This is a genomic window from Gemmobacter aquatilis (genome assembly GCF_900110025.1).
Lineage (GTDB): Bacteria > Pseudomonadota > Alphaproteobacteria > Rhodobacterales > Rhodobacteraceae > Gemmobacter > Gemmobacter aquatilis.
On record NZ_FOCE01000001.1, the window covers coordinates 71661 to 93333 of the forward strand.

The 21673-nt window shown below is 65.4% G+C and carries 21 protein-coding genes; 15 read left to right on the forward strand and 6 right to left on the reverse strand.

The genetic code is table 11. The annotated features are described in order from the left end of the window. Position 1: 1 nt before the first annotated feature. Positions 2-1009 (reverse strand): inositol 2-dehydrogenase, encoded by a 1008-nt coding sequence (gene iolG / locus BMX43_RS00345; RefSeq protein WP_091295096.1) that lies wholly within the window; start codon positions 1007-1009, stop codon positions 2-4. 108 nt (positions 1010-1117) lie between these two features. Between iolG (BMX43_RS00345) and iolD the strand changes: the two genes are divergently transcribed. The 3 genes from iolD to BMX43_RS00360 are packed head-to-tail and all read left to right on the forward strand — an operon-like array spanning position 1118 to position 4697. Then, a complete protein-coding gene (gene iolD, locus BMX43_RS00350) occupies positions 1118-2989 on the forward strand; it encodes a 3D-(3,5/4)-trihydroxycyclohexane-1,2-dione acylhydrolase (decyclizing) (protein WP_091295098.1) in 1872 nt (623 codons plus the stop codon). A 2-nt stretch (positions 2990-2991) separates the two neighbouring features. Continuing rightward, positions 2992-3885 (forward strand): myo-inosose-2 dehydratase, encoded by an 894-nt coding sequence (gene iolE, locus BMX43_RS00355; RefSeq protein ID WP_091295101.1) that lies wholly within the window; start codon positions 2992-2994, stop codon positions 3883-3885. After that, positions 3882-4697, forward strand: a complete 816-nt coding sequence (locus tag BMX43_RS00360; RefSeq protein ID WP_091295104.1) for an SDR family oxidoreductase — start codon at positions 3882-3884, stop codon at positions 4695-4697. The genes iolE and BMX43_RS00360 overlap by 4 nt, the downstream gene beginning before the upstream one ends. Before the next feature lie 47 nt (positions 4698-4744). Here the strand turns inward: BMX43_RS00360 and BMX43_RS00365 are convergent, their stop codons facing one another. Further along, entirely contained in the window at positions 4745-5617 is an 873-nt protein-coding gene (locus tag BMX43_RS00365; protein WP_091295109.1) for a MurR/RpiR family transcriptional regulator, read from the reverse strand. A gap of 215 nt (positions 5618-5832) precedes the next feature. Here BMX43_RS00365 and BMX43_RS00370 point away from each other — a divergent pair, with 215 nt between their 5' ends. Next, positions 5833-6966 carry a substrate-binding domain-containing protein gene (locus BMX43_RS00370; RefSeq protein WP_175481976.1) on the forward strand — a complete coding sequence of 378 codons (1134 nt, stop codon included), beginning with the start codon at positions 5833-5835 and terminating at the stop codon, positions 6964-6966. 4 nt (positions 6967-6970) lie between these two features. Here BMX43_RS00370 and BMX43_RS00375 read toward each other — a convergent pair whose 3' ends face one another. Then, a complete protein-coding gene (locus BMX43_RS00375) occupies positions 6971-7789 on the reverse strand; it encodes an SDR family oxidoreductase (protein ID WP_091296951.1) in 819 nt (272 codons plus the stop codon). Between the two features lie 149 nt (positions 7790-7938). Between BMX43_RS00375 and iolG (BMX43_RS00380) the strand changes: the two genes are divergently transcribed. The 4 genes from iolG (BMX43_RS00380) to BMX43_RS00395 all read left to right on the forward strand — a co-directional run bounded on the left by iolG (BMX43_RS00380) (position 7939) and on the right by BMX43_RS00395 (position 12749). Next, a complete protein-coding gene (iolG, locus tag BMX43_RS00380; RefSeq protein ID WP_091295116.1) occupies positions 7939-8949 on the forward strand; it encodes an inositol 2-dehydrogenase in 1011 nt (336 codons plus the stop codon). A 193-nt stretch (positions 8950-9142) separates the two neighbouring features. Further along, positions 9143-10201 carry a sugar ABC transporter substrate-binding protein gene (locus BMX43_RS00385; RefSeq protein ID WP_091295120.1) on the forward strand — a complete coding sequence of 353 codons (1059 nt, stop codon included), beginning with the start codon at positions 9143-9145 and terminating at the stop codon, positions 10199-10201. A 35-nt stretch (positions 10202-10236) separates the two neighbouring features. Beyond that, entirely contained in the window at positions 10237-11718 is a 1482-nt protein-coding gene (locus tag BMX43_RS00390) for a sugar ABC transporter ATP-binding protein (RefSeq protein WP_175481977.1), read from the forward strand. Positions 11719-11735: 17 nt separating this feature from the next. Next, the gene (locus BMX43_RS00395; protein ID WP_175481978.1) at positions 11736-12749 is read left to right on the forward strand and encodes an ABC transporter permease; all 1014 of its coding nucleotides are present in this window, start codon (positions 11736-11738) and stop codon (positions 12747-12749) included. Between the two features lie 216 nt (positions 12750-12965). Here the strand turns inward: BMX43_RS00395 and BMX43_RS00400 are convergent, their stop codons facing one another. Further along, entirely contained in the window at positions 12966-13271 is a 306-nt protein-coding gene (locus tag BMX43_RS00400) for a nucleotidyltransferase family protein (protein ID WP_175481979.1), read from the reverse strand. Beyond that, complete coding sequence (locus BMX43_RS19660) at positions 13268-13690, reverse strand: HI0074 family nucleotidyltransferase substrate-binding subunit (RefSeq protein ID WP_175481980.1); 423 nt, start codon at positions 13688-13690, stop codon at positions 13268-13270. Before BMX43_RS19660 ends, BMX43_RS00400 begins: the two co-directional genes overlap by 4 nt. A gap of 303 nt (positions 13691-13993) precedes the next feature. Here BMX43_RS19660 and BMX43_RS00410 point away from each other — a divergent pair, with 303 nt between their 5' ends. The 7 genes from BMX43_RS00410 (at position 13994) to BMX43_RS00440 (ending at position 21083) form a co-directional block, all read left to right on the forward strand. After that, a complete protein-coding gene (locus BMX43_RS00410) occupies positions 13994-14473 on the forward strand; it encodes a TRAP transporter small permease (protein ID WP_091295129.1) in 480 nt (159 codons plus the stop codon). Further along, complete coding sequence (locus BMX43_RS00415; protein WP_091295132.1) at positions 14466-15776, forward strand: TRAP transporter large permease; 1311 nt, start codon at positions 14466-14468, stop codon at positions 15774-15776. Before BMX43_RS00410 ends, BMX43_RS00415 begins: the two co-directional genes overlap by 8 nt. A 31-nt stretch (positions 15777-15807) precedes the next feature. Beyond that, a complete protein-coding gene (locus BMX43_RS00420; protein WP_091295135.1) occupies positions 15808-16812 on the forward strand; it encodes a TRAP transporter substrate-binding protein in 1005 nt (334 codons plus the stop codon). 104 nt (positions 16813-16916) lie between these two features. Further along, a complete protein-coding gene (locus BMX43_RS00425; RefSeq protein WP_091296958.1) occupies positions 16917-17897 on the forward strand; it encodes a VOC family protein in 981 nt (326 codons plus the stop codon). Between the two features lie 2 nt (positions 17898-17899). After that, positions 17900-19396 carry a bifunctional 3-(3-hydroxy-phenyl)propionate/3-hydroxycinnamic acid hydroxylase MhpA gene (gene mhpA, locus BMX43_RS00430; protein ID WP_091295138.1) on the forward strand — a complete coding sequence of 499 codons (1497 nt, stop codon included), beginning with the start codon at positions 17900-17902 and terminating at the stop codon, positions 19394-19396. Positions 19397-19398: 2 nt separating this feature from the next. After that, positions 19399-20241 carry a fumarylacetoacetate hydrolase family protein gene (locus BMX43_RS00435; RefSeq protein ID WP_091295141.1) on the forward strand — a complete coding sequence of 281 codons (843 nt, stop codon included), beginning with the start codon at positions 19399-19401 and terminating at the stop codon, positions 20239-20241. Positions 20242-20294: 53 nt separating this feature from the next. Beyond that, complete coding sequence (locus BMX43_RS00440) at positions 20295-21083, forward strand: DNA-binding transcriptional regulator (protein ID WP_091295144.1); 789 nt, start codon at positions 20295-20297, stop codon at positions 21081-21083. Here the strand turns inward: BMX43_RS00440 and BMX43_RS00445 are convergent. Beyond that, a complete protein-coding gene (locus tag BMX43_RS00445; protein WP_091296962.1) occupies positions 21080-21625 on the reverse strand; it encodes a carboxymuconolactone decarboxylase family protein in 546 nt (181 codons plus the stop codon). The genes BMX43_RS00440 and BMX43_RS00445 overlap by 4 nt on opposite strands. Positions 21626-21673: the final 48 nt, after the last annotated feature.

A 21673-nucleotide genomic window follows, 5' to 3' on the forward strand; every position in this document is an offset into this window, starting at 1 on the left:
GTCAGGCCACCTCGGCGGTTTGGACCACACGGCCCTCGGTTGCGGAACGCAGCGCCGCCTCGGCAAGGATCAGCGCCTGACGGCCATCCTCGAACCCCACTTCGGGGGCGATGCCCGATTCAACCGCCGTCACAAAGGCGTCAATCTCGGCATCGAACCCTTCGCGGTACCGCTCGATGAAGAAGTTCAGCAGAGGCTCCGCCCGTTCGGTGAACGCGGCACCATGCAGGGTCATGCCATGCGGGCGGCGGTTTTCCGAAATCGCCATGCCCTTGTCGCCAAAGGCTTCGACCCGCTGGTCATAGCCATAGGTCGCGCGGCGCGAATTGGTGATGACGGCCTGTTTGCCGCTGGCGGTGGTCAGCACCACGGTGACGGTATCGAAATCCCCCAGATCCGCCATCAGATCCGGGGCCACCAGCCGCGCGCCGCTGGCAAAAACCGTCGTCACCTCTTCGCCCAGCACAAAGCGCGCCATGTCGAAATCATGGATGGTCATGTCGCGGAAGATGCCACCCGACACCCGCAGATAGCCTTCCGGCGCCAGCCCCGGATCGCGCGAGGTGATCACCACCTGATGCAGGACGCCCACATCCCCTGCGCGCACCGCCTGTTGCACGGCCCGGTGACCCGGATCGAACCGCCGCACGAAACCCAGCTGGATCGGCACGCCACGGCCCGCAATGCGGGCGGCGCATTGGTTGACCCGCGCAAGGCTGAGGTCGATGGGCTTTTCGCACAGGATCGGCTTGCCCGCCGCCACCGCGGCCTCCAGCAGATCGGCATGGGTGTCTGTTGCCGTGGCGATCAGCACCGCATCCACATCCGGGCAGGCCAGCACGGCTTCGGCACTGTCGAACAGCCGTGTGCCGGTTTTGGCCGCCACGGCCTCGGCCGCAGGGCGGTAAATATCGTATACCCCTGCAAGGCTGGCGCGCGGATGGGCCGCAATATTGGCGGCATGCATTGCGCCGATGCGCCCGCAGCCGAGCACAGCGATCCGTGTCATGGTCTTCCTCCCGATTCAGTCATTGCAATAATCATTGCTATAAATGCCTATTGTCAACAGGCAATGCGCGAGATTATGGTCTCGCCAAAGTTTCACGGGAGGAGAGACATGGAACGCTCGACGATTCGCCTGACCATGGCGCAGGCGCTTGTGCGCTGGTTGACGGCGCAGAGGACCGAGATCGAGGGCAGCCGCGTGCCGCTGTTTGCCGGGGTGTTCGGGATTTTCGGCCATGGCAACGTGACCTGCCTGTCCGAGGCGCTGGAAGCGGTGCAGGATCAGTTGCCCACCTGGCGCGGCCAGAACGAACAGTCGATGGCGCTGGCCGCCGTGGGCTTTGCCAAGGCGAAACGGCGGCGGCAGATCATGGTCGCCACCTCGTCCATCGGGCCGGGGGCGCTGAACATGGTGACGGCGGCGGGCACGGCCCATGCCAACCGCCTGCCGGTGCTGCTGATCGCCGGGGATACCTTCACCAACCGCCTGCCCGATCCGGTGCTGCAACAGGTGGAGCATTTCAACGACCCCACCCTGACCGCGAATGACGCCTTCAAGGCTGTCACCCGCTATTGGGACCGGATCACCCATCCGGCGCAGATCATCGCCTCGCTTCCGCAAGCGGTGGCGGCGATGCTGGACCCTGCCGATTGCGGCCCGGCTTTCATCGGGTTGCCGCAGGACACGCAGGAACTGGCCTTCGACTATCCGGTAGAGTTCTTCGAGGAGCGGGTCTGGCGCATCCCGCGCCCGCGCGCGGATCGTCAGGCGGTGGCAGATGCCGCCGCGCTGCTGAAAACCGCGAAGAAACCGCTGATCATCGCCGGGGGGGGCGTGCGCTATTCCGGCGCGGAAGAAGCGGTGGCGAAATTCGCCGCCGAGCGCGGCATCCCGGTGGTGGAAACCATCGCGGGCAAGGGCGGGCTGACCCATTATCACCCCGTCCATGCCGGGCCGATCGGCATTGTCGGATCGACCAGCGCCAATGCTCTGGCGGCAGAGGCGGATGTGATCCTTGCCATCGGCACGCGGTTGCAGGATTTCACCACCGGGTCATGGACAGCTTTTGCCCGTGACGCCCGCTTCATCTCGATCAACGCCGCGCGGTTCGATGCGATCAAGCACCGCGCGCTGGCGGTGCAGGGCGATGCGCTGGAAACCGTAGGCGATCTGGATGCGGCTCTGGGAGACTGGCACGCCGATCCGGCACATCTTCCCCATGCAAAAGCGCTGTTCGCCGAATGGGACGCGCTGCTGGATACCCATCAGGCGCCGACCAATACCCCGGTGCCGACCTATGCGCAGGTCGTGCATGTGGTGAACCGGCTGGCCGATGACAGCGACACGCTGATCTCTGCCGCAGGTGGTATCCCCGGCGAGGTGGCCAAAGGCTGGCGTGTCAAATCGCCCAATACCTTTGATCTGGAATTCGGCTTTTCCTGCATGGGATACGAGATCGCGGCAGGCTGGGGCTGCGCCATGGCGCAGGACGGGCCGGGGGCCACGGGCGGCACGCCCATCGTGATGCTCGGCGACGGCACCTATATGATGATGAACTCCGACATCTACTCGGCTGTTTTGTCGGGCCACAAGATGATCGTGATCGTCTGCGACAATGGCGGTTATGCCGTCATCAGCCGCTTGCAGCAATTCAAGGGTGTGCCGGGCTTCAACAACTTGCTGAAGGATTGCCGGATCCAGAACGCCGACAACCCGCTGCATGTCGATTTCACCGCCCATGCTGCCGCGATGGGGGCCGCCACCCGCAAATGCGACAGCCTTGCAGACTTCGAGACCGCGATGGAATGGGCCAAGGGCAATGACCGCACCACGGTTCTTTCCATCGTCACCGACGCCTATGCCTGGGTGCCGGGGGATGCCGATTGGGATGTGGGCGTGCCCGAAGTGTCCACCCGCGACAGCGTGAACCAGGCCCGTGCCCATCAAGATGCGATCCGCGCCAAACAGCGCATTGGAGTTTGACTATGAAAGCAAAACTTGGAATTGCCCCCATCGCGTGGTGGAATGACGATCTGGCGGAACTGTCGGATGATGTGAGCCTTGAGGAATGCCTGCGGCAAGCCTCGGTCGCCGGCTTCACCGGAATGGAAACCGGCCGCCGCTTCCCGATGGATATGGCGGAACTCGGCCCGATCCTGTCGAAATACGGCATCAGCGTCTGCGGCGGCTGGTTTTCCGGCTTGTTGCTGGAGGGCGACATCGAGGCCGAGAAAGACCGCATCGCGCAGCAGCTTGCCTTCTTCAAGGCGGCGGGCGCGCCCTGCATCGTGTATGGCGAAACCGCGCGCAGCATTCAGGGCGTGAAATCCGCACCGCTGGCGACGAAGCCCAAGCTGACCGAGGCCGAAGTGGCCGCCTATGGCCGCAAGATCAGCGATTTCGCCGATTGGTGCGCGGGGCAGGGGATGCCGATCAGCTATCACCACCACATGGCCGCCGCGATTGAAACCGAGGCGGAGCTGGACCTGCTGATGAAGCATTCCACCGTGCCGCTGCTGTTTGATGCAGGCCATATGGCCTTTGCGGGCGGCGACAATCTGCGGGTGATCGAGAACCACCATGCCCGCATCACCCATGTGCATACCAAGGACATCCGCCGGTCTGTGGTGGATGGGCTGGACCGCACGCGCGAAAGCTTCCTTGATGCGGTGGTCAAGGGCGCCTTCACCGTGCCGGGCGATGGCTCGCTGGACTTTGAGGCCACTGTGAAGGCGTTGGCCGCCAAGGGTTACGAAGGCTGGTTCGTGGTGGAAGCGGAGCAAGACCCCAAAGTCTCGCCGCCTCTGGAAATGGCGATCAAGGGCCACAAGGAACTGCTGCGCGTCATGGCCGCCGCGGGTTACGAGGTCGTCCAATGAACCGGATGGACGGAAAGGTCTGTGTGGTCACCGGGGCCACACAGGGGCTTGGTGCGGCGATTGCCCGGCGGCTGGCCGCCGCCGGTGCCGCCGGGATCGTGATCACCGGACGCAATGCCGAACGCGGTGCCCATGTCGCCCGTGAAATCGCCGAGGCGCACGGCATCTGGGCGCATTTCCTGCAAGCCGATTTCACGCGGATCGAAGATTGCCGGATGGTGATTGCCGAAACCGAGCGCCTGTTCGGGCGGCTTGACGTGCTGGTGAATGCCGGGGCCTCCACCGCGCGCGGCACGATCATCGACACCACGCCGGAAACCTTTGACGCTCTGTTCGCCACCAATGTGCGCGGGCCGTATTTCCTGATGCAAGAAGCGATCCGGCTGATGATCGCCAAGGGCATCGCAGGCGCGATCTGCAATATCGGCTCGATCTCGGCGCTGGCAGGCCAGCCCTTCATCAACGCCTATTGCGCCAGCAAGGGTGCGTTGACGACGCTGACCGCGAACACGGCGTTTTCGGTGATGGGCAACCGCATCCGGGTGAACCAGTTGAATGTCGGCTGGATGGGTTCGGATCACGAACGCGCCCTGCAGGCCGAAAGCGGCGACCCGGACTGGGAGGCGAAGGCAGCCGCCCAACTGCCTTTCGGTCGGCTGGTCGATCCGGCAGAGGCCGCGCGGGCGGTGAACTTCCTCGTGTCCGACGATGCTGGCCTGATGACCGGGGCCATCGTCAACTTCGACCAGTCGGTCTGGGGGGCCGTGGCCGAAGGGATGCCCGTGCCCGCCGGGCCCATGACACTGGCCTGAAGCACACTGGCCTGAAGCCCGGTTCTGGCGCCGCCTGCGGCGCCAGATCAGCTTGGCCCGGTCACGACCGGAATACGCGGATCATTGCTGTTCTTCTGCAACCGCGACGCCAGCGCGACACACAGCGCCTGCGCCAGACACATCGGCGCCGCCAGCGAGCGGGAGAATGTGTATTCATGTTCGGGCACCGCGAACAGCACCTGCGCCAGCTTGGCATAGGGCGACAGGGTGCTGTCGGTGATCGCAAGGATCGGCACGCCGCGCGCCGCCGTTTCTTCGGCCACGTTGACCACTTCGGTGGCGTAGAACCGGAAGGAAACGACGAACAGCAAGTCGCCGGGCCGCGCGACCTTGGCCATATGTGTGGCCAGCCCGCCGCCCGGATCCAGCAGCACGGTGCGCTTGCCCAGCATCGTCAGCACATAGCGCAGCAGATCCACCACCGGGGCCGAGCGCAATTGCCCGATCAGATAGATGGTATCGGCCCGTTCCATCAGATCCGCCGCCGTCTCCATGTCGGAGGTCTTCATATTGGCCAGCAGATCTTGCAGCGATGCCACATCCCGCATCACCAGATCGGACAGAAAGCCCAGATCGCCTTCCTTCGCGCCCCCCAGTTCCGCCTCCAGCGCCCGCACCCGCGCATCGAATCCCGGCGCCGCCGTCGAAAGCCGGCGCTGGAACACCGCCTGCAATTCCTTGAACCCGCGATAGCCCAAAGATTGCGCATAGCGCACAAAGCTGGAGGCGTGGATACCGCATTTCTGCCCGATGGCATTCACCGACAGCACCGCCACATCATTGGGGTTCTGGGTCAGATACAGCGCAATCTTCTGATAAGACTTGCTCATGTCGTTATAGCGGTCGTGAATCAGCTTGATCAGCGCTTCGTAGGTTTCCGGTGGGTGGTATGAGGACATGACGAAAACCTGCTTCTGCCTGCAGGCGGTCAACCCCCTGCACTGAACCACCATCGAGCACGTCGCAGCGATCATTGTCAACGCACTGACAGTGCACCGCCTGATGCAAGGGCCGCAGGCGGGGCGTGCCGAGTCAAATACCCGCCCCCGATCATGCAATGAATGTTGCATATGCGCACTATTCCTCTATCCTTGCCCGAACGAAGCGAGGATCCATGAACCTGCATCACCTGAATGGCACGACCGCAGAAGAGATCCGGGGCCGCCTGACGCAGATGCAGGCAGATCTGGGCAAGGGCGGGCGGCGGCTGGCGGATTTCCTGCTGGAAAGCCCGGAAACTGCCGCGCTTCTGTCCAGCGCCGAACTGGCGAACCGCTGCAACGTCCACGCCTCCAGCGTGGTGCGGCTGGCGCAGAGCCTTGGCCTTTCGGGCTATCGTGAATTGCAGGCGATCCTGCAGGCGGGGCTGACCAGATCGCTGGGGCAGCCGCAGACGGCAGATGCCGCGCTGCATCTGCGGCTGCTGGGTGAATCTGGGCTCTCGTTCAATCAGGCGGCGCAAGAGGCGGCGGCCCGCTATTGCGCCGCCCATCCCGGGGTGCGGATCACCGCCGAGATGGCGGTGTCGCATACGGTGGACCCCGACCTTCTGGCGGCGCAGATCAGCGCGGCGGCGCAGCAGGCGGATGGGCTGCTGCTGGTGGCGCGCGATCATCCGGCGATCAATCATGCGGTGCGCGAAGCGGTGGCGCGCGGCGTGCCGGTGATCTGCCTGACCAGTGACCTGCCCGCCTCGGGGCGCACCGCCTATGTCGGATCAGATCAATATGCCTCGGGTGCCACGGCGGGCTGGTTCTGTGGGCGCTTTCTGCCGCAGGGGCAGGAGGGCCGGGTTCTGTTCGTCTGCAGCGTGCCGTTCCGCTGCCATCAAGACCGCGAACAGGGGTTCCGGCAGGTGATGCGCAGCCAGTTTCCCTGGCTGGGGATCGAGGAAAAGGTCAGTTCCGATGAAAGCATCGAGGTGATCTATCAGGCGACCCGCCGCCATATCGCCCATCACGGCGCCCCTGCGGCAATCTACAACGTCTCGGGGGCCAATCTGGGGGTGGGCCGCGCGCTGGAGGATGAGGGGCTGGCCGGCAAGACCGTGTTCATCGGCCATGAACTGAATGCCAACTCCCGGTCTTTGCTGGAAAAAGGTGTGATGGACCTGACGATCGGCCATGACTTCGATCAGGAAATTGCCCTGTCGGTGGACTGTATCAGGATGGCACGTCGCGGGGTGCAGCCGGTGAATCGCATCACGCAAAGCCTGCTGTTCACCCGCTACAATTGCGCCATCCTGTAAGGGGTCAGAGCGTCAGCGCACCTTCGGGCGTGGGCGGCGCAAAGGGATAGGCCCCCCAGACCGACTGGTCGAAATTGATCACCGATCCGGTCATCATGCCCGACTCATCCGACAGCAGAAAATTCACCGCCCGCGCCACCTCTTTGGGGTCCAGCAACCGGCCAAAGGGCTGTTCTGCGGCAACCTTGTCCAGCCAGTTTGCATCGGCGCCGTGATATTCGCGCTGGATGCGGTCTTCGCCATCCGAAGCCATCCAGCCGATGTTCAACTGGTTCACGCGGATGCGGTTGCGCATCGCCGCAAAGGCGGTGTTGCGCGTCAGCGTCGCCAGCGCCGCCTTGCTGGCACAATAGGCCGAGATGAAAGGTTGCCCGGCCAGCGCCGAGGTGGAGCCGATGTTGACGATGGTCCCCTCGATCCCTTCGCGCAACATGATGCGGATGGCCTCTTGCATCAGAAAGAACGGCGCGCGGGTGTTCACGGCGAACATGCGGTCGAACAGCGATTCGTCGGTGGTCAGGATGTCGCCCCGGTCGGTGATTCCCGCCGCGTTCACCAGCATGTCCACCCGGCCAAAGGCGGCATCCGCCGCGGCGGCCACTGCACGCACCTCGGCAGGATTGGCCAGATCGGCCTGCACAAAGCGCAGGTCGCAGCCGGTTTCGGCGCGAATGGCCTGCGCCACAGCGGCGCCTTTTTGGGGGTTGCGCCCACAGGTGACCAGCCCTGCCGCGCCCGCGCGGGCCAATTGCCACGCTACGGCGGCCCCCAGCCCCTGCGTTCCCCCCGTCACGATCCCGATCTTGCCTTCGACTCTGCTCATTGCCTGCTCCTCCTGGTTCAGCGGCATCCTCTGTCGGTCATCCGCATCAAATATTGCATGATGGATAACGTGCAAAATTTCTATTGACATAAATGCGTATATGCAACAATTTTTGCAAAGATGAAAATTTGAGTGCGCAAGGGGGGAACATGTTGCGTATGGCGGTCTTGGGGTGCGGACGCATCGGTCAGATGCACGCGGCAAATGTGGCGCGGCACCCGCGGGCGACTTTGGCGGGGGTCTATGACCTGCACCAACCTTCGGCAGATGCCGTAGCCAAAGCACAGGGCGTACGCGCCTTTGCAACGGCGGAAGAGGTCTTTGCGTCACCGGATGTCGATGCGGTGCTGATTGCCACCGCAACGCCAACCCACGCCGATTACATCGAGCTGGCGGTGGCGGCGGGCAAGGCGGTGCTGTGCGAAAAGCCCATCGACCTGAGCCTTGCCCGGGTCGAGGCTTGCGCGGCGAAAATCGCGGGCAGCAAGCTGCCGATCCAGATCGGTTTCAACCGCCGCTACGATCCCGGCCACGCTGCGGCGCGCGCGGCGATGCTGGCGGGCGAAATCGGTGATCTGCATCAGGTCATCATCACCTCGCGTGATCCGGGTCTGCCGCCGAAAGCCTATCTGCAGGCTGCGGGCGGGCTGTTCCGCGACATGACGATCCATGATTTCGATCTGGCGCGCTTCATGCTGGGCGAAGAGCCGACCGAGGTCTTCGCCCTGGCCGGGGCGCTGATCGACCCGGCGCTTGGCGCGGAGCTGAACGAGGTGGACAGCGCGATGGTGATCCTGCGCACCGCTTCGGGCAAGCAATGCCACATCAACAACTCGCGCACCGCCGTCTATGGTTATGACCAGCGGGTGGAGCTGATGGGCAGCGCCGGGATGCTGATTTCCGACAACCGCAAGCCGCACGAGTTGCGCCGCTTCACCGCGACCCGCACCGAAGGCGCGGAGCCCTATCAGTTCTTCTTTCTGGAGCGCTATCTCGAGGCGTTCATGGCCGAAATCGACGGCTTTGTGGATTGTGTCGAACAGGGCGCGCAGCCTCTCGCCAGCTTCGAAGATGGCCGCCGCGCGCTGATTCTGGCCGAGGCCGCCTATCTGTCGCTGCACGAAAAGCGGCTGGTGCAGGTGTCGGACATCACCGGCTGACCTGCGCGGCGCCCCTTCCTGTCTGGAGGGACGGGTTGGGCGCCGCCCCCTGTCACATCTGAAATTGCGATCCGGGCGCGCCTTGCCGCCCCGGACGTTCACGACCTGCGCGGCGGGATGATCCCGCCCCAGACAAGACGGGCGACCGGAGAGGCGGGCGCCCTGTTCTTGAACCCAACTTGGAGGAAAAATAATGGAAGTCGGGAAGACCACGAAATTCACGCGCCGTTCCGCCGCTGCCCTTGCCCTGGGCGGCTTCATGCTCGCCAGCACCGCAGGCTTTGCGCTGGCAGACAATTCCAAAATCCAGATCGGCTTCACGCCGAAATTCCTGAAGGACGACTTTCAGACCCTGATGCTGCAACTGTCGCTCAAGGCCTTTGAAGACAAGGGCTTTACCGTCGTCGGCTCGCCCGATCCGAATGGCGATATCGCAGCCCAGGTCGATGCGTTGCAGAACCTTGTCGCCAATGGCGCCAATGTCATCGTGTTCGCGCCGCTGGATTCGGCTGGCATCGTGCCTGCGGTGAAACGCGCCAACGAGGCCGGTGCGCTGGTGTTTTCGATCGACGACGCCCCGGCAGGCGGGCAGGTGACCGCGACCATCCGCGCCGACAACTTTGGCGCCGGCGTGCAAGGCGCGACCGAGATGGCCAAGCGCCTGCAAGGCAAGGAGTGCTGGGCGGCGAAATCCTGCATCGTGTTGGAACTGCAGGGCGCGCTGACCACGCCGAACGGGCTTGACCGCTCGGAAGGCTTTGCCAAGACGCTGGCCGAACTGGCCCCGGATGTGCAGATCATCCAGCGCCCGACGGAATGGACCGCCGACATGGCCGCCGATGCCGCGCAAAACGTGCTGACGCAGAACCCGGATCTGAGCGGCATCTTCATGGCGTCGGAACTGATGGCGACGGCGATCAATGCGCAGCTGAAGGCGGCGGGCAAGGATGCGCCGGTGGGCGATGCCGCGTCGGTGATCCGCGTGGCGATCGACGGCACGCCGCAGGGCCTGCAACTGATCCGCGAAAAGGCGCTGGATGCCACCGTGTCGCAACCGCTCAGCGCCTATGCCACCAAGACGGCGGAACTGATCGAACTGGTTTCGGGTGGGGGCAAGATTGAAATCGGCCCGCGTGACGATGGCCAGGTGATCGAAACCCCGGTCGGCCCGCAATATCAGCTGAACGCCACGCTGGTCACGCTGGACAACGTGGATACGCCCGAGCTTTGGGCGAACCAGGTCGGCAAGTAAGGCCGGGGCACATGAAAGACGTGGAACCGAACCCCATGGATAGCTCCCGTCCCATCGTCGCGATGCAGGGCATCACCAAGACCTTCGGTTCCACGCGCGCCTTGCGCGGCGTGGATTTCACGGTCATGCCCGGCGAGATCCACGCGCTGCTCGGGCGCAACGGCGCGGGAAAAAGCACGCTCGTCTCGGCCCTCAGCGGGTTTACCCCCGCTGACGGCGGCACGATCCGCATCGCCCGAACCGAGGTGGTGGCGAACGGCCAGAGCTACGCCGCCACGATCCGCGACGATATCGCCCATGTGCAGCAGACGCCGCGCCTGTTCGATCAGCTGACGGTGGCCGAAAACCTGTTCATCGAAAACCCCGCCGTGCGGACCCGCTGGGGCGGGGTCAGCCACGCGCGGATGATCGAAAAGGCGACGGCGCTGCTCGCGGAATGGCAGATCGACATCCGCCCCACCGCCCTTGCGGGCGCGCTGGATGCGGGCACCCGGCAGTTGCTGGAAATCATCAAGGCGCTCAATCGCGGCGTGCCGGTGATGATCCTGGATGAACCGACGGCAGCCCTGTCCAATGCCGAAAAGCGCATCCTGTTCGATCATGTCCGGTCGCTGAAGGCACGGGGGGTCAGCTTTGTCTATATCTCGCACCATCTGGACGAGGTGTTCGAGGTGGCCGACACCGTGACCATCCTGCGCGATGGCCAGATCGTGACCGCACGGGCCGAGGTGGCCAGTCTGGATGTGGAAACCATCGCCAATCTGATGATGGGCAAGACCACCCTGCGCAGCGTCCGCGAAGATCACACGGCCAGCGATGCCACCCCGCTGTTGCAGGCGCAAGACCTGCGCATCAGGCCGGACAGCGCGCCGATCAACCTGACCCTGCGCCGGGGCGAGATCGTGGCGCTGGCAGGCCCGGTCGGCAGCGGCAAGGAAGATCTGGCGATGATCCTTGCCGGACACAGGGCGCCCGCCGCGGGCAGCATCACCAGCCCCACGGGCATCCTGCCGCAGCGTGGTCTGGTGCCAACCGACCGCCACGCCAGCGGTTATGTCGGCATCCTTGGCGTGCGCGAGAATGTCGCCATCGGCGGGCTGGATCTGCTGTCCAACCGGCTTGGCTTCATCAACCGCCGCAAAGAGGCAGAGCATGTCGGGCGGCTGGCGCGGCAGACCAATGTCATTGCGTCATCGCTGGAACAGCCGGTCGGCCAGCTCAGCGGTGGCAACCAGCAGAAGGTCGTCTTCGCCCGGTCGCTGTGCCACAGCCCCGAGGTAATCGTGGCGCTCAGCCCCACGCGGGGCGTGGATGTGGGGGCAAAGGAACAGCTTTACGCCTTGCTGCGCGATCTTGCGGGCAAGGGCATGGGCGTCGTCGTCGTCTCGGATGAAGAGGACGAGATCAGTCAATTGGCAAACCGCGTCGTCATCGTCTTTGAACAGGCGGTCGTCGATGAGCTGGTGGGGGATTACAGCATGAAAGACCTGATTTTGCGCATGGAGGGCGTGGCATGATGGCGAAGGGACAAAACATGGCACAGACAGGCGGGCCGTCGAAATGGTCGGCCTTCGGCAGCGCCTTCGTGGCCAATGGCTTTACCATGTATCCGGTGTTGCTGCTGCTGGTGATCGTGGGCGCAGTGGTGGCGCCGCGTTTCCTCAGCCCCACCAACCTGATCAACATTCTGGAACAGATCAGCGTTCTGGGCCTGACCACCATCGGCCTGACTTTCGTGGTGCTGATCGGGCGGCTGGACCTGTCGCTGGAAGGCATCGTGGGCTTTGCGCCGATGCTGGCGGCGGTGATGCTGGTGCCCGCCACCTCGGGCGGGTTCGGGGTCGAGCTGCCGTCCTGGATGGGCCTGATCGTGGCGCTTGGCGCGGCGGGGCTGATCGGGCTGTTCAACGGCTTCATGGTGGTCAGGGTGGGGCTGAACCCCTTCATCTCCACCCTGGGCCTGCTGGTGCTGCTGCGCGGCGGGGTGCTGATCATCTCCAACGGGCGGTCGATCTATTCGCCGGGGCCGGCGCTGACCTGGCTGGGTTCGGAAAAGGTGCTGGGCATTCCGGTCGCGGTGCTGGTCTTCCTGTTCGTCGCGCTGATCGTGGGGCTGGTGTTCCAGTATCACCGCTATGGCCGTGCGCTCTATGCCATCGGTGGCAATGAAGAGGCGGCGCGGGCGGCGGGCATCAATGTCGATCGCGTCATCTGGTCGGCGTTCTTCTTTGCCGGGCTGCTGGCGGGGCTGGCGGGCGTGCTGATGACCGGGCGGCTGGACAGCGCCGTGACCACGCAGGGCGAGGGGATCATCTTTTCCGCCTTTGCCGCAGCGGTGATCGGCGGGGTCAGCCTCGGCGGTGGCAAGGGCAACATCATCGGCGTCATCAGCGGCGTGCTGCTGATCGGGGTGATCAACAACCTTCTGACGCTGGCGCAGGTGCCGTCTTTCTATGTCCAGGCCTCGACCGGGGCGGTGATCATCGTGGCCGCCGTGCTGACAACACTGGCCAGCCGTCGCTCCAGCGGGATGAAGACGCGGACCTGACCGCCGAAGGCCTTCCCCCCGGGCCCTATCCCACTGGCAACCCGGCAGGCAGCCTCCCATGCCTGCCGGGTTTTGTGTCGAACGGATGACCCGGGCAACGGGTTTGGGCGCGAAGACAGGAAGGGGCTCGGTCATCCGGCCTCCGAAAAGGCGACCGTTGCCCGCTGGCTCCAGAAATATCTGATAATCTGAATTATGTAACCTATTCGTACCACCTCAGCCCAGCGGCACGAAATCCGGGGTCACGGCGGCGCGGAATTCCGGGGTCAGGCGGTGCAGGTCCACCAGATCCACCTTCCAGGGCAATGCGCTGTCCTCGAACGCATCGGCCAGCCGCCCCAGCAGCGCCGGGTCCAGCGCGCACGGGCCGCTCAGCACCAGATCGAGGTCGGAATAGGGCTTGGCGCCGCCGCGCGCCCGCGATCCGAACACCTGCACGGCCACGCCCGGCGGCAGATGCGCCGCAAGGATCGCCCGCACCTGCGCCAGATGCGATGGCGCGATATCCAGCCCGCCGCTCACAGCGCGGCGCTGCGGCGGTGCAGTTCGGCCTGCAACACCCGCGCATCCGCCAGAAACGCCGGGATCGCCGCATGAACCTGCGCCGCTTTCGTTTCATCATAGGCATGGCTGGTGGTGCCGCGCTGGCGACGGAAATCCATCCACACCGGCAGGTCGGATTTCAGCAGGCCGCGTTCCGACCCCAGCCGGATCAGCCCCTGAAAACTGGCATCGTCCAGCGCGGCGGGGTTCGGCTCGGTCATTTCCAGATAGCGGCGCAGCATCTTCACGCACAGCTCATAGCTGTATTCAAACGCCTGAATCGCCGCCATGCGCAGCGCCTCGGCGATGACCGGCTGGTCCTGCGGCTGCAGCGACAGGGCATGAAACGTCTCCAGCTGCGAGAGGGCACGGTCAAGCGGGGTCAGATCAAGGGGCATAGCACAGGTTCCGTTTGTCTGGGCCAACCTTAGCAGCCTTGCGCGGCGCCTGACACTCTTCCTTCGCGCCAAAGGCCCCATAGGCCCCATAGGCCCTTGACGGCCCGGCCCCTGTTGCGCGTTCTGGGGAGGGAGCGGCCATTGTCCGCCAGGCGGACAGCTTGGCGTCGATGGTCGCCCTTCAGGGGCCGGACCTCTTAAAGGTGTGTCCGGGAGAACTGTTTTATCGGAGGGGGGAGCCATGCGCAGACCAGCGCCCGTATCGGCATTTTTGTATTCTGTGGCCAACGGGGGCGCATCCTGATGGCCGCTCCGGCAACGCTCACTCATGCCCTGCTGGGCATCGCGGCGGGCAGCTTTGTTCTGGGCGCAGGCGTCACGGTGGTCGATGTGGCCGCGCGCTGGCTGGCTTCGGCCAATGTGCCCGGCGCGATCGAGGTCACGGCCTTCCTGATCGGCTTCGGCGCGCTGGTGTCGATGCCGGTCTGCTATGCGCAACGCAACCACGTCACCGCCAAGCTGCTGTCCGAGATCAGCCCGAACCGCTTTGCCCGCCCGCTGGGCCGGTTCGGCGCGGTGGTCTCGGTGATCTTCGCCGGCCTGCTGCTGTGGATCCTCGGCGAAAACACGCTGGACAAGATCGGCTCGCCCGAAACGACGCGGGATCTGGGCCTACCCATGCCCGCCCTGATGTGGATCGTCAGCGCCACCTTTGCGCTGGCGCTGGTCGGGGCTCTTGCCGGGCTATGGCGCGAATTTGCCGGGGGACCGCGCGATGTCTGACGGTCTTTTGCTGGGCGGGCTGGGCTTTGCCGCGACGATGATCCTGATCCTGCTGGAGGTGCCGGTGGGCGTCGCCATGGGGCTGGTGGGCATTCTGGGCACGCTGTTCATTCTGGGCACCGATCCGACGGTGGCGATGGGCGCCTCGACCGTGTGGGAATCCATCACCAACTATACGCTGACCATGCTGCCGCTGTTCGTGCTGATGGGCAATCTGGCGGTGCAGACCGGGCTGTCAACCCGGCTGTTCCGCTCGATGACCACGCTGATCGGGCACCGCCGCGGCGGGCTGGCGCTGGCCACCATCGGCGCCAGCGCGGGGTTCGGCATGATCGCGGGGTCGTCGCTGGCCACCACCGCCACCATGGGCCGCATCGCCCTGCCGGAAATGGAGCGCGCAGGCTATCCGCGCAGCGTGGCCGCAGGCACGGTGGCGGCGGGCGGCACGCTGGGCATCCTGATCCCGCCCTCCACCATTCTGGTGATCTATGCCTTTCTGGCCGAACAGTCGATCCGCCAGCTGATGCTGGCCACGGCGGGGCCGACGCTGCTGGCGATCACGCTTTATGGCCTCGCCGTCTGGCTGCCGCTGGTCTTTGGCCGCTCGGGCTTCAGCGGGATCAGCCGCGACAAGGCAAGCTGGGCCGAAAAGCGCGCGGCGGTGCTGGATATGTCGCCGGTGCTGTTCGTGTTCGGGCTGGTGATGGGGGGGCTGTATACCGGCATCTTCACCGCCAATGAAACGGCGGCAGTGGGGGCTGCGGTGGTGCTGGCTTACGGCGTGCTGTCGCGGCGGCTGTCGTGGCCGGGCTTCATCGCGGCGGCGCTGGATACCGCGCTGACCTGCGGCGCGCTGTATCTGGTGCTGATCGCCGCCAATCTGTTCAACGGCTTCCTTGCGCTGTCGGGCCTGCCCTTCCTGCTGACCGGCCTGTTTTCCGGCATCATGGACAGCCCGTTTCTGGTGATCCTGATGATGACGGCGGTCTATTTCGTGCTGGGCATGTTGATGGACGAACTGGCGATGCTGCTGCTGACCATCCCGCTGTTCGTGCCGATCTGTCAGATGGCAGGCGTCGATCTGGTCTGGTTCGGCATCTATGCCGTGGTGATCGTGGAACTGGGCCTGATCACGCCGCCGGGCGGGATGAACCTGTTCGTCCTGAAAACCACCAACCCCGAATATACCATGCTGGAGCTGTGGAAGGGCGTCGTGCCCTTCATTCTGGCCGATCTGCTGCGTCTGGCGCTGCTGATCCTGTTCCCCGCCATTGTGCTGTGGCTGCCCTACAGCGCGCAATGACCCCCAAACCCGGTTCTCAGGGAGGAAACCGATGCTGATGAAATCCGTCATGTGTTCTGCGGCGCTTGCCCTTGCGCTTGCCGCCCCGCTTGCCACCGAAGCGCGCGAGCTGCGCGTGTCATCGTTCGAACCGCCGCAGGGGTTTTATTCCTCCAAGGTGCTGCAAGCCTGGATCGACCGGGTGAACCCGACGCTGACGCCCGACAACCAGTTCCGCCTGTATCCCGGCGGTATCCTTGGCGCGCCGCCCGCGCAGGCCGAACTGGTCAAGGCCGGGGTGGCCGATGTGGCGCTGGTGGTGCCGACCTATACGCCGGGGCTGTTTCCGCTGTCGGGCGTGGTCGAGGTGCCGGGGCTGGTGGAAACCTCGGCTGAAGGCACAGCGATCCTGAACGCGGTGCAGGAGGCGGGGCTGCTGACCGGCGAATATGCCGATTACAAGGTGCTGGCACTGTTCACCACCCCGGGCTACCGCTTTCTGATGACCGGCGACGGCGTGTCCAAACCTGCCGATCTGAACGGGCTGAAACTGCGCACCCCCTCGCCCTTCGGGTCGGAGCTGCTGGCGCTTCTGGGCGCCTCGGGCGTGGCGATCCCGGCGCCGCAGGTTTACGAAAATCTGGAACGCGGCGTGGTGGCGGGTGCCGTCTGGGTGATGGATGCCTATCGCACCTTCCGCCTGAACGAGGTGGCGCCCGCCGTCACATCGCTGCGCTTCACCGCCTCGCCCATGGCGATCCTGATGAACAAGGCCGCCTATGACAGCCTGCCCGAGGCCGACCGCGCCGCGATTGACGCCGCATCGGGGCGGGCCATGGCGGAATGGATCGCCGGGGTGGTGGATGCCACCGATGCCGAGATCGAGGCCGCCTTCCGCGCGGCGGGCGAGGTGACATTCATCGACCTGGATGAAGCTGCCCTGGCCGAATGGCAGCCCGTGCTGGCCCCCGCCGCCGCCGCCTGGCTGGCCGGGCAGCCCGACGCGGCCGCAGCAACAGCCGCGCTGGACATCGCGCACGGCCTCGCGGGGCACTGACCCCGCGCCCTGTCCGCCAGCCGGACGGACAGGGCCTCCGCTTTGGGCAAGCGCCTGCCGCTGCGGCAGACTGCCCATCTGAAACTCAATCCGAAGGAATGACCATGGCAATCATTGCACTGGGGTATCTAGGCCTGCGCTCTGACAGGCTGGACGAGTGGTCGGATTTCGCGGGCCACCTGCTGGGCATGCAGAAGATCGACCGCGGCGGCCGCGCGCTGGCCTTCCGCATGGATGACAAGATGCAGCGCCTGCTGGTATCGGACGAACCGGGCGAAACCCTGGCCTTTCTGGGGTTCGAGGTGGCGCAGCGCGATGATCTGCAGGCCTATGCCGCAAGGCTGGATGCCGCGGGCGTGGCGGTTCATGCCGCCGCCCCCGGGCTGGCCGACCGGCGCTTTGTCGGCGATCTGATCTGGTTCCACGATCCGGCCGGCAACCGGGTCGAACTGTTCCACGCCCCGATGATCGCCTCTGATCCCTTTGTGCCGGGCCGTCCGATTGACGGGTTCCGCACCGGGCCGCTGGGCATGGGCCATGCCGTGCTGCATGTGAAGGACATCGCGGTGATGATGCCCTTCTACCGCGATCTGCTGGATTTCCACGTCACCGACTATGGGCTGACGCCTTACGGCCTGTATTTCTTCCACCTGAACGACCGCCACCACAGCTTTGCCATGGTCGGTTCGGGGCAGCAGGGCTTTCACCACTTCATGGTGGAATTCCAGAATCTGGATGATGTGGGCCAGGGCTATGACCTTGCCCAGCAACGCGAAAACGGCGTGGCCTATACGCTGGGGCGCCACACCAACGATTACATGACCAGCTATTACGCCAACTCTCCCTCGGGCTTCTTTGTCGAAAACGGCTGGGGCGGGCGGCTGATCGACCCCGCCACCTGGGAGCCGCACGAAACCCATGATGGCCCCAGCTTCTGGGGCCACGAACGGCTGTATCTGGCCGAAGAGGCCGGGCGCAAACGTCTGCGCGACATGCGGCTGGATGCGGCGGCCCGCGGGCGCCGGGCGCCGCCGGTGGCCGATTGCCCCTGGCTTTACGGCGAACTCTCGAAAGTAGGGAAATAAGGATGGATCATTACGACGTTGCCATCGTGGGCCTTGGCCCCACCGGCGCCACGCTGGCGCATCTTTTGGGCCAATGCGGGCTGCAAGTTCTTGTTCTTGAACGCGAAAGTGCCGCCTACCACCTGCCCCGCGCCGTGCATTTCGATGCCGAGGTGATGCGCGTCTTTCAATGGATCGGCATTGCCGATGCGATGGAGCCGCTGACAGCCCGCCACCCCGGGATGCGCTTTGTCGATGCGGCGGGGCGGCTGCTGCTGGATTGGCCGCGCCCGCAGGGCATTGGCCCGCAGGGCTGGCGGTCGAACTTCCGCTTTCATCAGCCCGATCTGGAACGGCTGCTGCGCGAAGGTCTGGCGCAGCGGCCCAATGTCACCGTGCGCACCCGCGCCGACCTGTTTCTGGTCGAAGATACCGGCGATGGCGTGACCCTGCGGTTTGAAGACATGACCCGCGGCAAGGTGGAACGCGCCCGCGCCTCTTACGTTGTGGGCTGCGATGGAGCCCGCTCGCTCATCCGCCGTTTCATTGATACGGGGATGGAGGATTACGGCTTTCACGAACGCTGGCTGGTGATCGACCTGCTGCTGAACGGCGAAAAGCCGGAACTGGGCGATCATTCCATCCAGTATTGCGTGCCCGACCGCCCGGCCACCTATGTGCGCGGCCCGGCCAACCGCCGCCGCTGGGAAATCACCGTGCAACCGGGCGAGGATGCCGCCGAGATTGCCCGCCCCGAACGGGTCTGGGATCTGCTGGCGCCGTGGCTGCAACCGCATGAGGCGGTGCTGGAACGCACGGCGGTTTATGTCTTTCATTCGCTGGTGGCGCAGGATTGGCGGCGCGGGCGGTTGCTGCTGGCGGGCGATGCCTGCCACCAGACCCCGCCCTTCATGGGGCAGGGCATGTGCGCGGGCATCCGCGATGTGGCCAACCTCTATTGGAAGCTGGCGCTGGTCTGTCAGGGCAAGGTGACCGGCGCCGCCGCCGAAACCCTGCTGAACAGTTATGAAAGCGAACGCAAACCCAATGCCCGCGAATATATCCAGACTGCGGTGCGGCTGGGCGGGCTGATCAACACCTGCGGCACCGAAACCGCCCTGCGCGCCGCCCTGCCCGGCAGCGACGGCACCGCGCGCATGGAATCCATCGCGCCGCCGCTGGGCGCGGGGCTGGGCGCGGGCGCCAAGGCCGGGCGGCTGTTCGGCCAGCCCCGTCTGGCCGACGGGCGGTTAATGGATGACGCCCTGCCCCACCAATGGGTCGTGGTGGCCGAAACCGCGCTGGCCGCAGGTCTGGTGCTGCCCCCCGGCGTGGCGCTGGTCACCCCCGACACCGCGCCCGATGCCGCCGACCATCTGGCCCGGCTTGGCACGCGCGCCGTGCTGCTGCGCCCCGACCGCCACAGCCTTGGCACCGCCGAAACCGCCGCCGAACTGGCAGCGCTGGTCGCGCTGGCGCTGCCCACCCCCTTTGCCCTTCAAGAACCGGAGATGGTCTGACCATGAAACTTTGTTCCTTTACCAAGGATGGCCGCGCAAGCTGGGGCCTTGTCACCGATGCCGGGATCGTCGATCTGGGCCTGCGCGGGCTGGCGCCGACCTTGCGCGATTTTCTGGCGCAGGGCGATCTGGCCCCGGCGCAGGCGCTGGCCGGTGCCGCCGCCGATTATGCCTTTGACGCGGTAGACCACGCCCCGGTCATCCCCAACCCCGACAAGATCATCTGCGTCGGCCTGAACTATCACGCCCATGTGCAGGAAACCGGCCGCGAACAGACCCCCAACCCGGTGCTGTTCGCCCGCTATGCCGGCAGCCAGATCGGCCAGGGCCAACCGCTGATCAAACCGCTGGAATCGGACGAATTCGATTACGAAGGCGAGTTGGCGGTGATCATCGGCAAGGAAGGCCGCCGCATCGCCGAGGCTGACGCGCTGTCTTACGTCGCAGGCTATGCCTGCTATAACGATGCCTCGGTGCGCGATTGGCAGAAACACACCCACCAGTTCATGCCGGGCAAGACCTTTGCGGGCACCGGCGCCTTTGGGCCGTGGATGGTGACGGCCGATGAAATCGCCGACCCCACCGCCCTGCATCTGCAGACCCGTCTTAACGGCCAGATCGTGCAGGATACCGATGTTTCATTGTTGATCACCGCGATTCCGCGGCTGATCGCCTATTGTTCGACCATCCTGCCGCTGCTGCCGGGCGATGTGATCGTGTCGGGCACGCCGGGCGGTGTGGGCGCGCGCCGCAATCCGCCGCTGTGGATGCGCGACGGCGATATCTGCGAGGTCGAAATCACCGGCATCGGCACCCTGTCAAACCCGGTGCGCGCCGAAGCCTGACCGCTGCGGGGCGGGGCCTTCCCCCCTGCCCCGCGCTGTGCCAGTCTGCCCACATGACCCGGCCCACCGATACCGACAGAAAATCCGAGTCCGTGCGTGCCCTCACGCGCGGGCTTGCCATTTTGCGCCATGTGAATGCGGTGGGCGAGGCCCGCCCCGGCGAAATCGCCAAGGCACTGGATATCCCGCGCCCCAGCGTCTACCGCCTGCTGCAGACGCTGGAAGAGGCGGGCTATGTGGTGTTTTCCGGCAGCGCCAATCTGGTTCGGGTCACGCGGCTTGCGGCCTCGCTGGGCGACGGCACGGCGCTGACCTCGGATCTGTGTCAGGCCGCAACACCGCTGTTTGCCGAATATGGCGCGCGGCTGGTCTGGCCGCTGGACCTGACGGTTTACCACGATGCCGCGATGGTCATTCAGGAAACCACGCATGGCCGCTCGCCCCTGTCGATTGACAGGGCGATGATCGGCTATCGGCTGCCGGTGCTGCGCACCTCGGCCGGGCGGGCCTATCTGGCGTTTTGTGGCACCGAGGAACGCGATCTGATCATCGCCCATCTGCGGCGGCTGGGCGATCCGGCCGATCTGCCGTTTCTGGACCCGGTCTGGCTGGCCCGGATGATCGAGGATACCCGCACGCGCGGCCTTGCCCTGCGCGACGCGGGCGAGTTTCGGCCACAGACCGCCTCGATTGCCGCGCCGATCCTGCTGGACGGCAATGTGCTGGGCTGCGTGTCGATGATCTGGATCCGCACCGCGATGACCTCGCGCAAGGCGATTGACACCTGCGCCGCGCCGCTGGTCGAAATCGCCGCCCGCATCGCCGCCGCCCTGCCCGGCTAAAGCGGCGCGGCCTGCATCTCGGCGGCAACCGCCGCATCCAGCGGCGTGTCATAGGTCATCAGCAGATAGCCCAGCACCGAATAGAAGCCCACCGTCGCCATCAGGTCGATCACCGCCGCGCGCCCGATCACCCCGGCCAGCTCCGCCTCCAGCCCGGCAGGCAGGCGCCGCAGATCGAACAGCGCATCCACGGCGCGCGCAATCAGCCCGTCCTCCCCCTCCGGCACACCCCGCAGCGCCGCGATCCGCGCCTCGGAAAACCCAAGCACCCGCGCCCGGCTGACATGATGCGCCCACTCATAGGCCGACCCCATCCGATGCGCCGCCCGCAGGATCACCACCTCGGACCGTTCCGCCCCCAGCGCGCTGTCCTTGACCACATGCTGGCGCAGCGGTGCCCAGGCGCGCAACAGTGCCGGGTGATGCGCCATCACGCGATAGACGTTCAGCGCCCCGGCAAAGCCCGCGCGCAGATCAGCGATGTCTGCAGGCCACTCCGCATCGGACAGCGGCGGACAGGGGGAAAGCGGCGTGCCGGTCATCATCATCTCCTCTTGCCCGGGGGACCGAGTGAACCCGCTGCGGGCCTC

Excerpts from the sequence above, each read along its gene's own strand:
- iolG (WP_091295096.1), bottom strand. The coding sequence starts at position 1,009 with ATGACACGGATCGCTGTGCTCGGCTGCGGGCGCATCGGCGCAATGCAT.
- iolD (WP_091295098.1), top strand. The coding sequence starts at position 1,118 with ATGGAACGCTCGACGATTCGCCTGACCATGGCGCAGGCGCTTGTGCGC.
- iolE (WP_091295101.1), top strand. The coding sequence starts at position 2,992 with ATGAAAGCAAAACTTGGAATTGCCCCCATCGCGTGGTGGAATGACGAT.
- BMX43_RS00360 (WP_091295104.1), top strand. The coding sequence starts at position 3,882 with ATGAACCGGATGGACGGAAAGGTCTGTGTGGTCACCGGGGCCACACAG.
- BMX43_RS00365 (WP_091295109.1), bottom strand. The coding sequence starts at position 5,617 with ATGTCCTCATACCACCCACCGGAAACCTACGAAGCGCTGATCAAGCTG.
- BMX43_RS00370 (WP_175481976.1), top strand. The coding sequence starts at position 5,833 with ATGAACCTGCATCACCTGAATGGCACGACCGCAGAAGAGATCCGGGGC.
- BMX43_RS00375 (WP_091296951.1), bottom strand. The coding sequence starts at position 7,789 with ATGAGCAGAGTCGAAGGCAAGATCGGGATCGTGACGGGGGGAACGCAG.
- iolG (WP_091295116.1), top strand. The coding sequence starts at position 7,939 with ATGTTGCGTATGGCGGTCTTGGGGTGCGGACGCATCGGTCAGATGCAC.
- BMX43_RS00385 (WP_091295120.1), top strand. The coding sequence starts at position 9,143 with ATGGAAGTCGGGAAGACCACGAAATTCACGCGCCGTTCCGCCGCTGCC.
- BMX43_RS00390 (WP_175481977.1), top strand. The coding sequence starts at position 10,237 with ATGGATAGCTCCCGTCCCATCGTCGCGATGCAGGGCATCACCAAGACC.
- BMX43_RS00395 (WP_175481978.1), top strand. The coding sequence starts at position 11,736 with ATGGCACAGACAGGCGGGCCGTCGAAATGGTCGGCCTTCGGCAGCGCC.
- BMX43_RS19660 (WP_175481980.1), bottom strand. The coding sequence starts at position 13,690 with ATGCCCCTTGATCTGACCCCGCTTGACCGTGCCCTCTCGCAGCTGGAG.
- BMX43_RS00410 (WP_091295129.1), top strand. The coding sequence starts at position 13,994 with ATGGCCGCTCCGGCAACGCTCACTCATGCCCTGCTGGGCATCGCGGCG.
- BMX43_RS00415 (WP_091295132.1), top strand. The coding sequence starts at position 14,466 with ATGTCTGACGGTCTTTTGCTGGGCGGGCTGGGCTTTGCCGCGACGATG.
- BMX43_RS00420 (WP_091295135.1), top strand. The coding sequence starts at position 15,808 with ATGCTGATGAAATCCGTCATGTGTTCTGCGGCGCTTGCCCTTGCGCTT.
- BMX43_RS00425 (WP_091296958.1), top strand. The coding sequence starts at position 16,917 with ATGGCAATCATTGCACTGGGGTATCTAGGCCTGCGCTCTGACAGGCTG.
- mhpA (WP_091295138.1), top strand. The coding sequence starts at position 17,900 with ATGGATCATTACGACGTTGCCATCGTGGGCCTTGGCCCCACCGGCGCC.
- BMX43_RS00435 (WP_091295141.1), top strand. The coding sequence starts at position 19,399 with ATGAAACTTTGTTCCTTTACCAAGGATGGCCGCGCAAGCTGGGGCCTT.
- BMX43_RS00440 (WP_091295144.1), top strand. The coding sequence starts at position 20,295 with ATGACCCGGCCCACCGATACCGACAGAAAATCCGAGTCCGTGCGTGCC.
- BMX43_RS00445 (WP_091296962.1), bottom strand. The coding sequence starts at position 21,625 with ATGACCGGCACGCCGCTTTCCCCCTGTCCGCCGCTGTCCGATGCGGAG.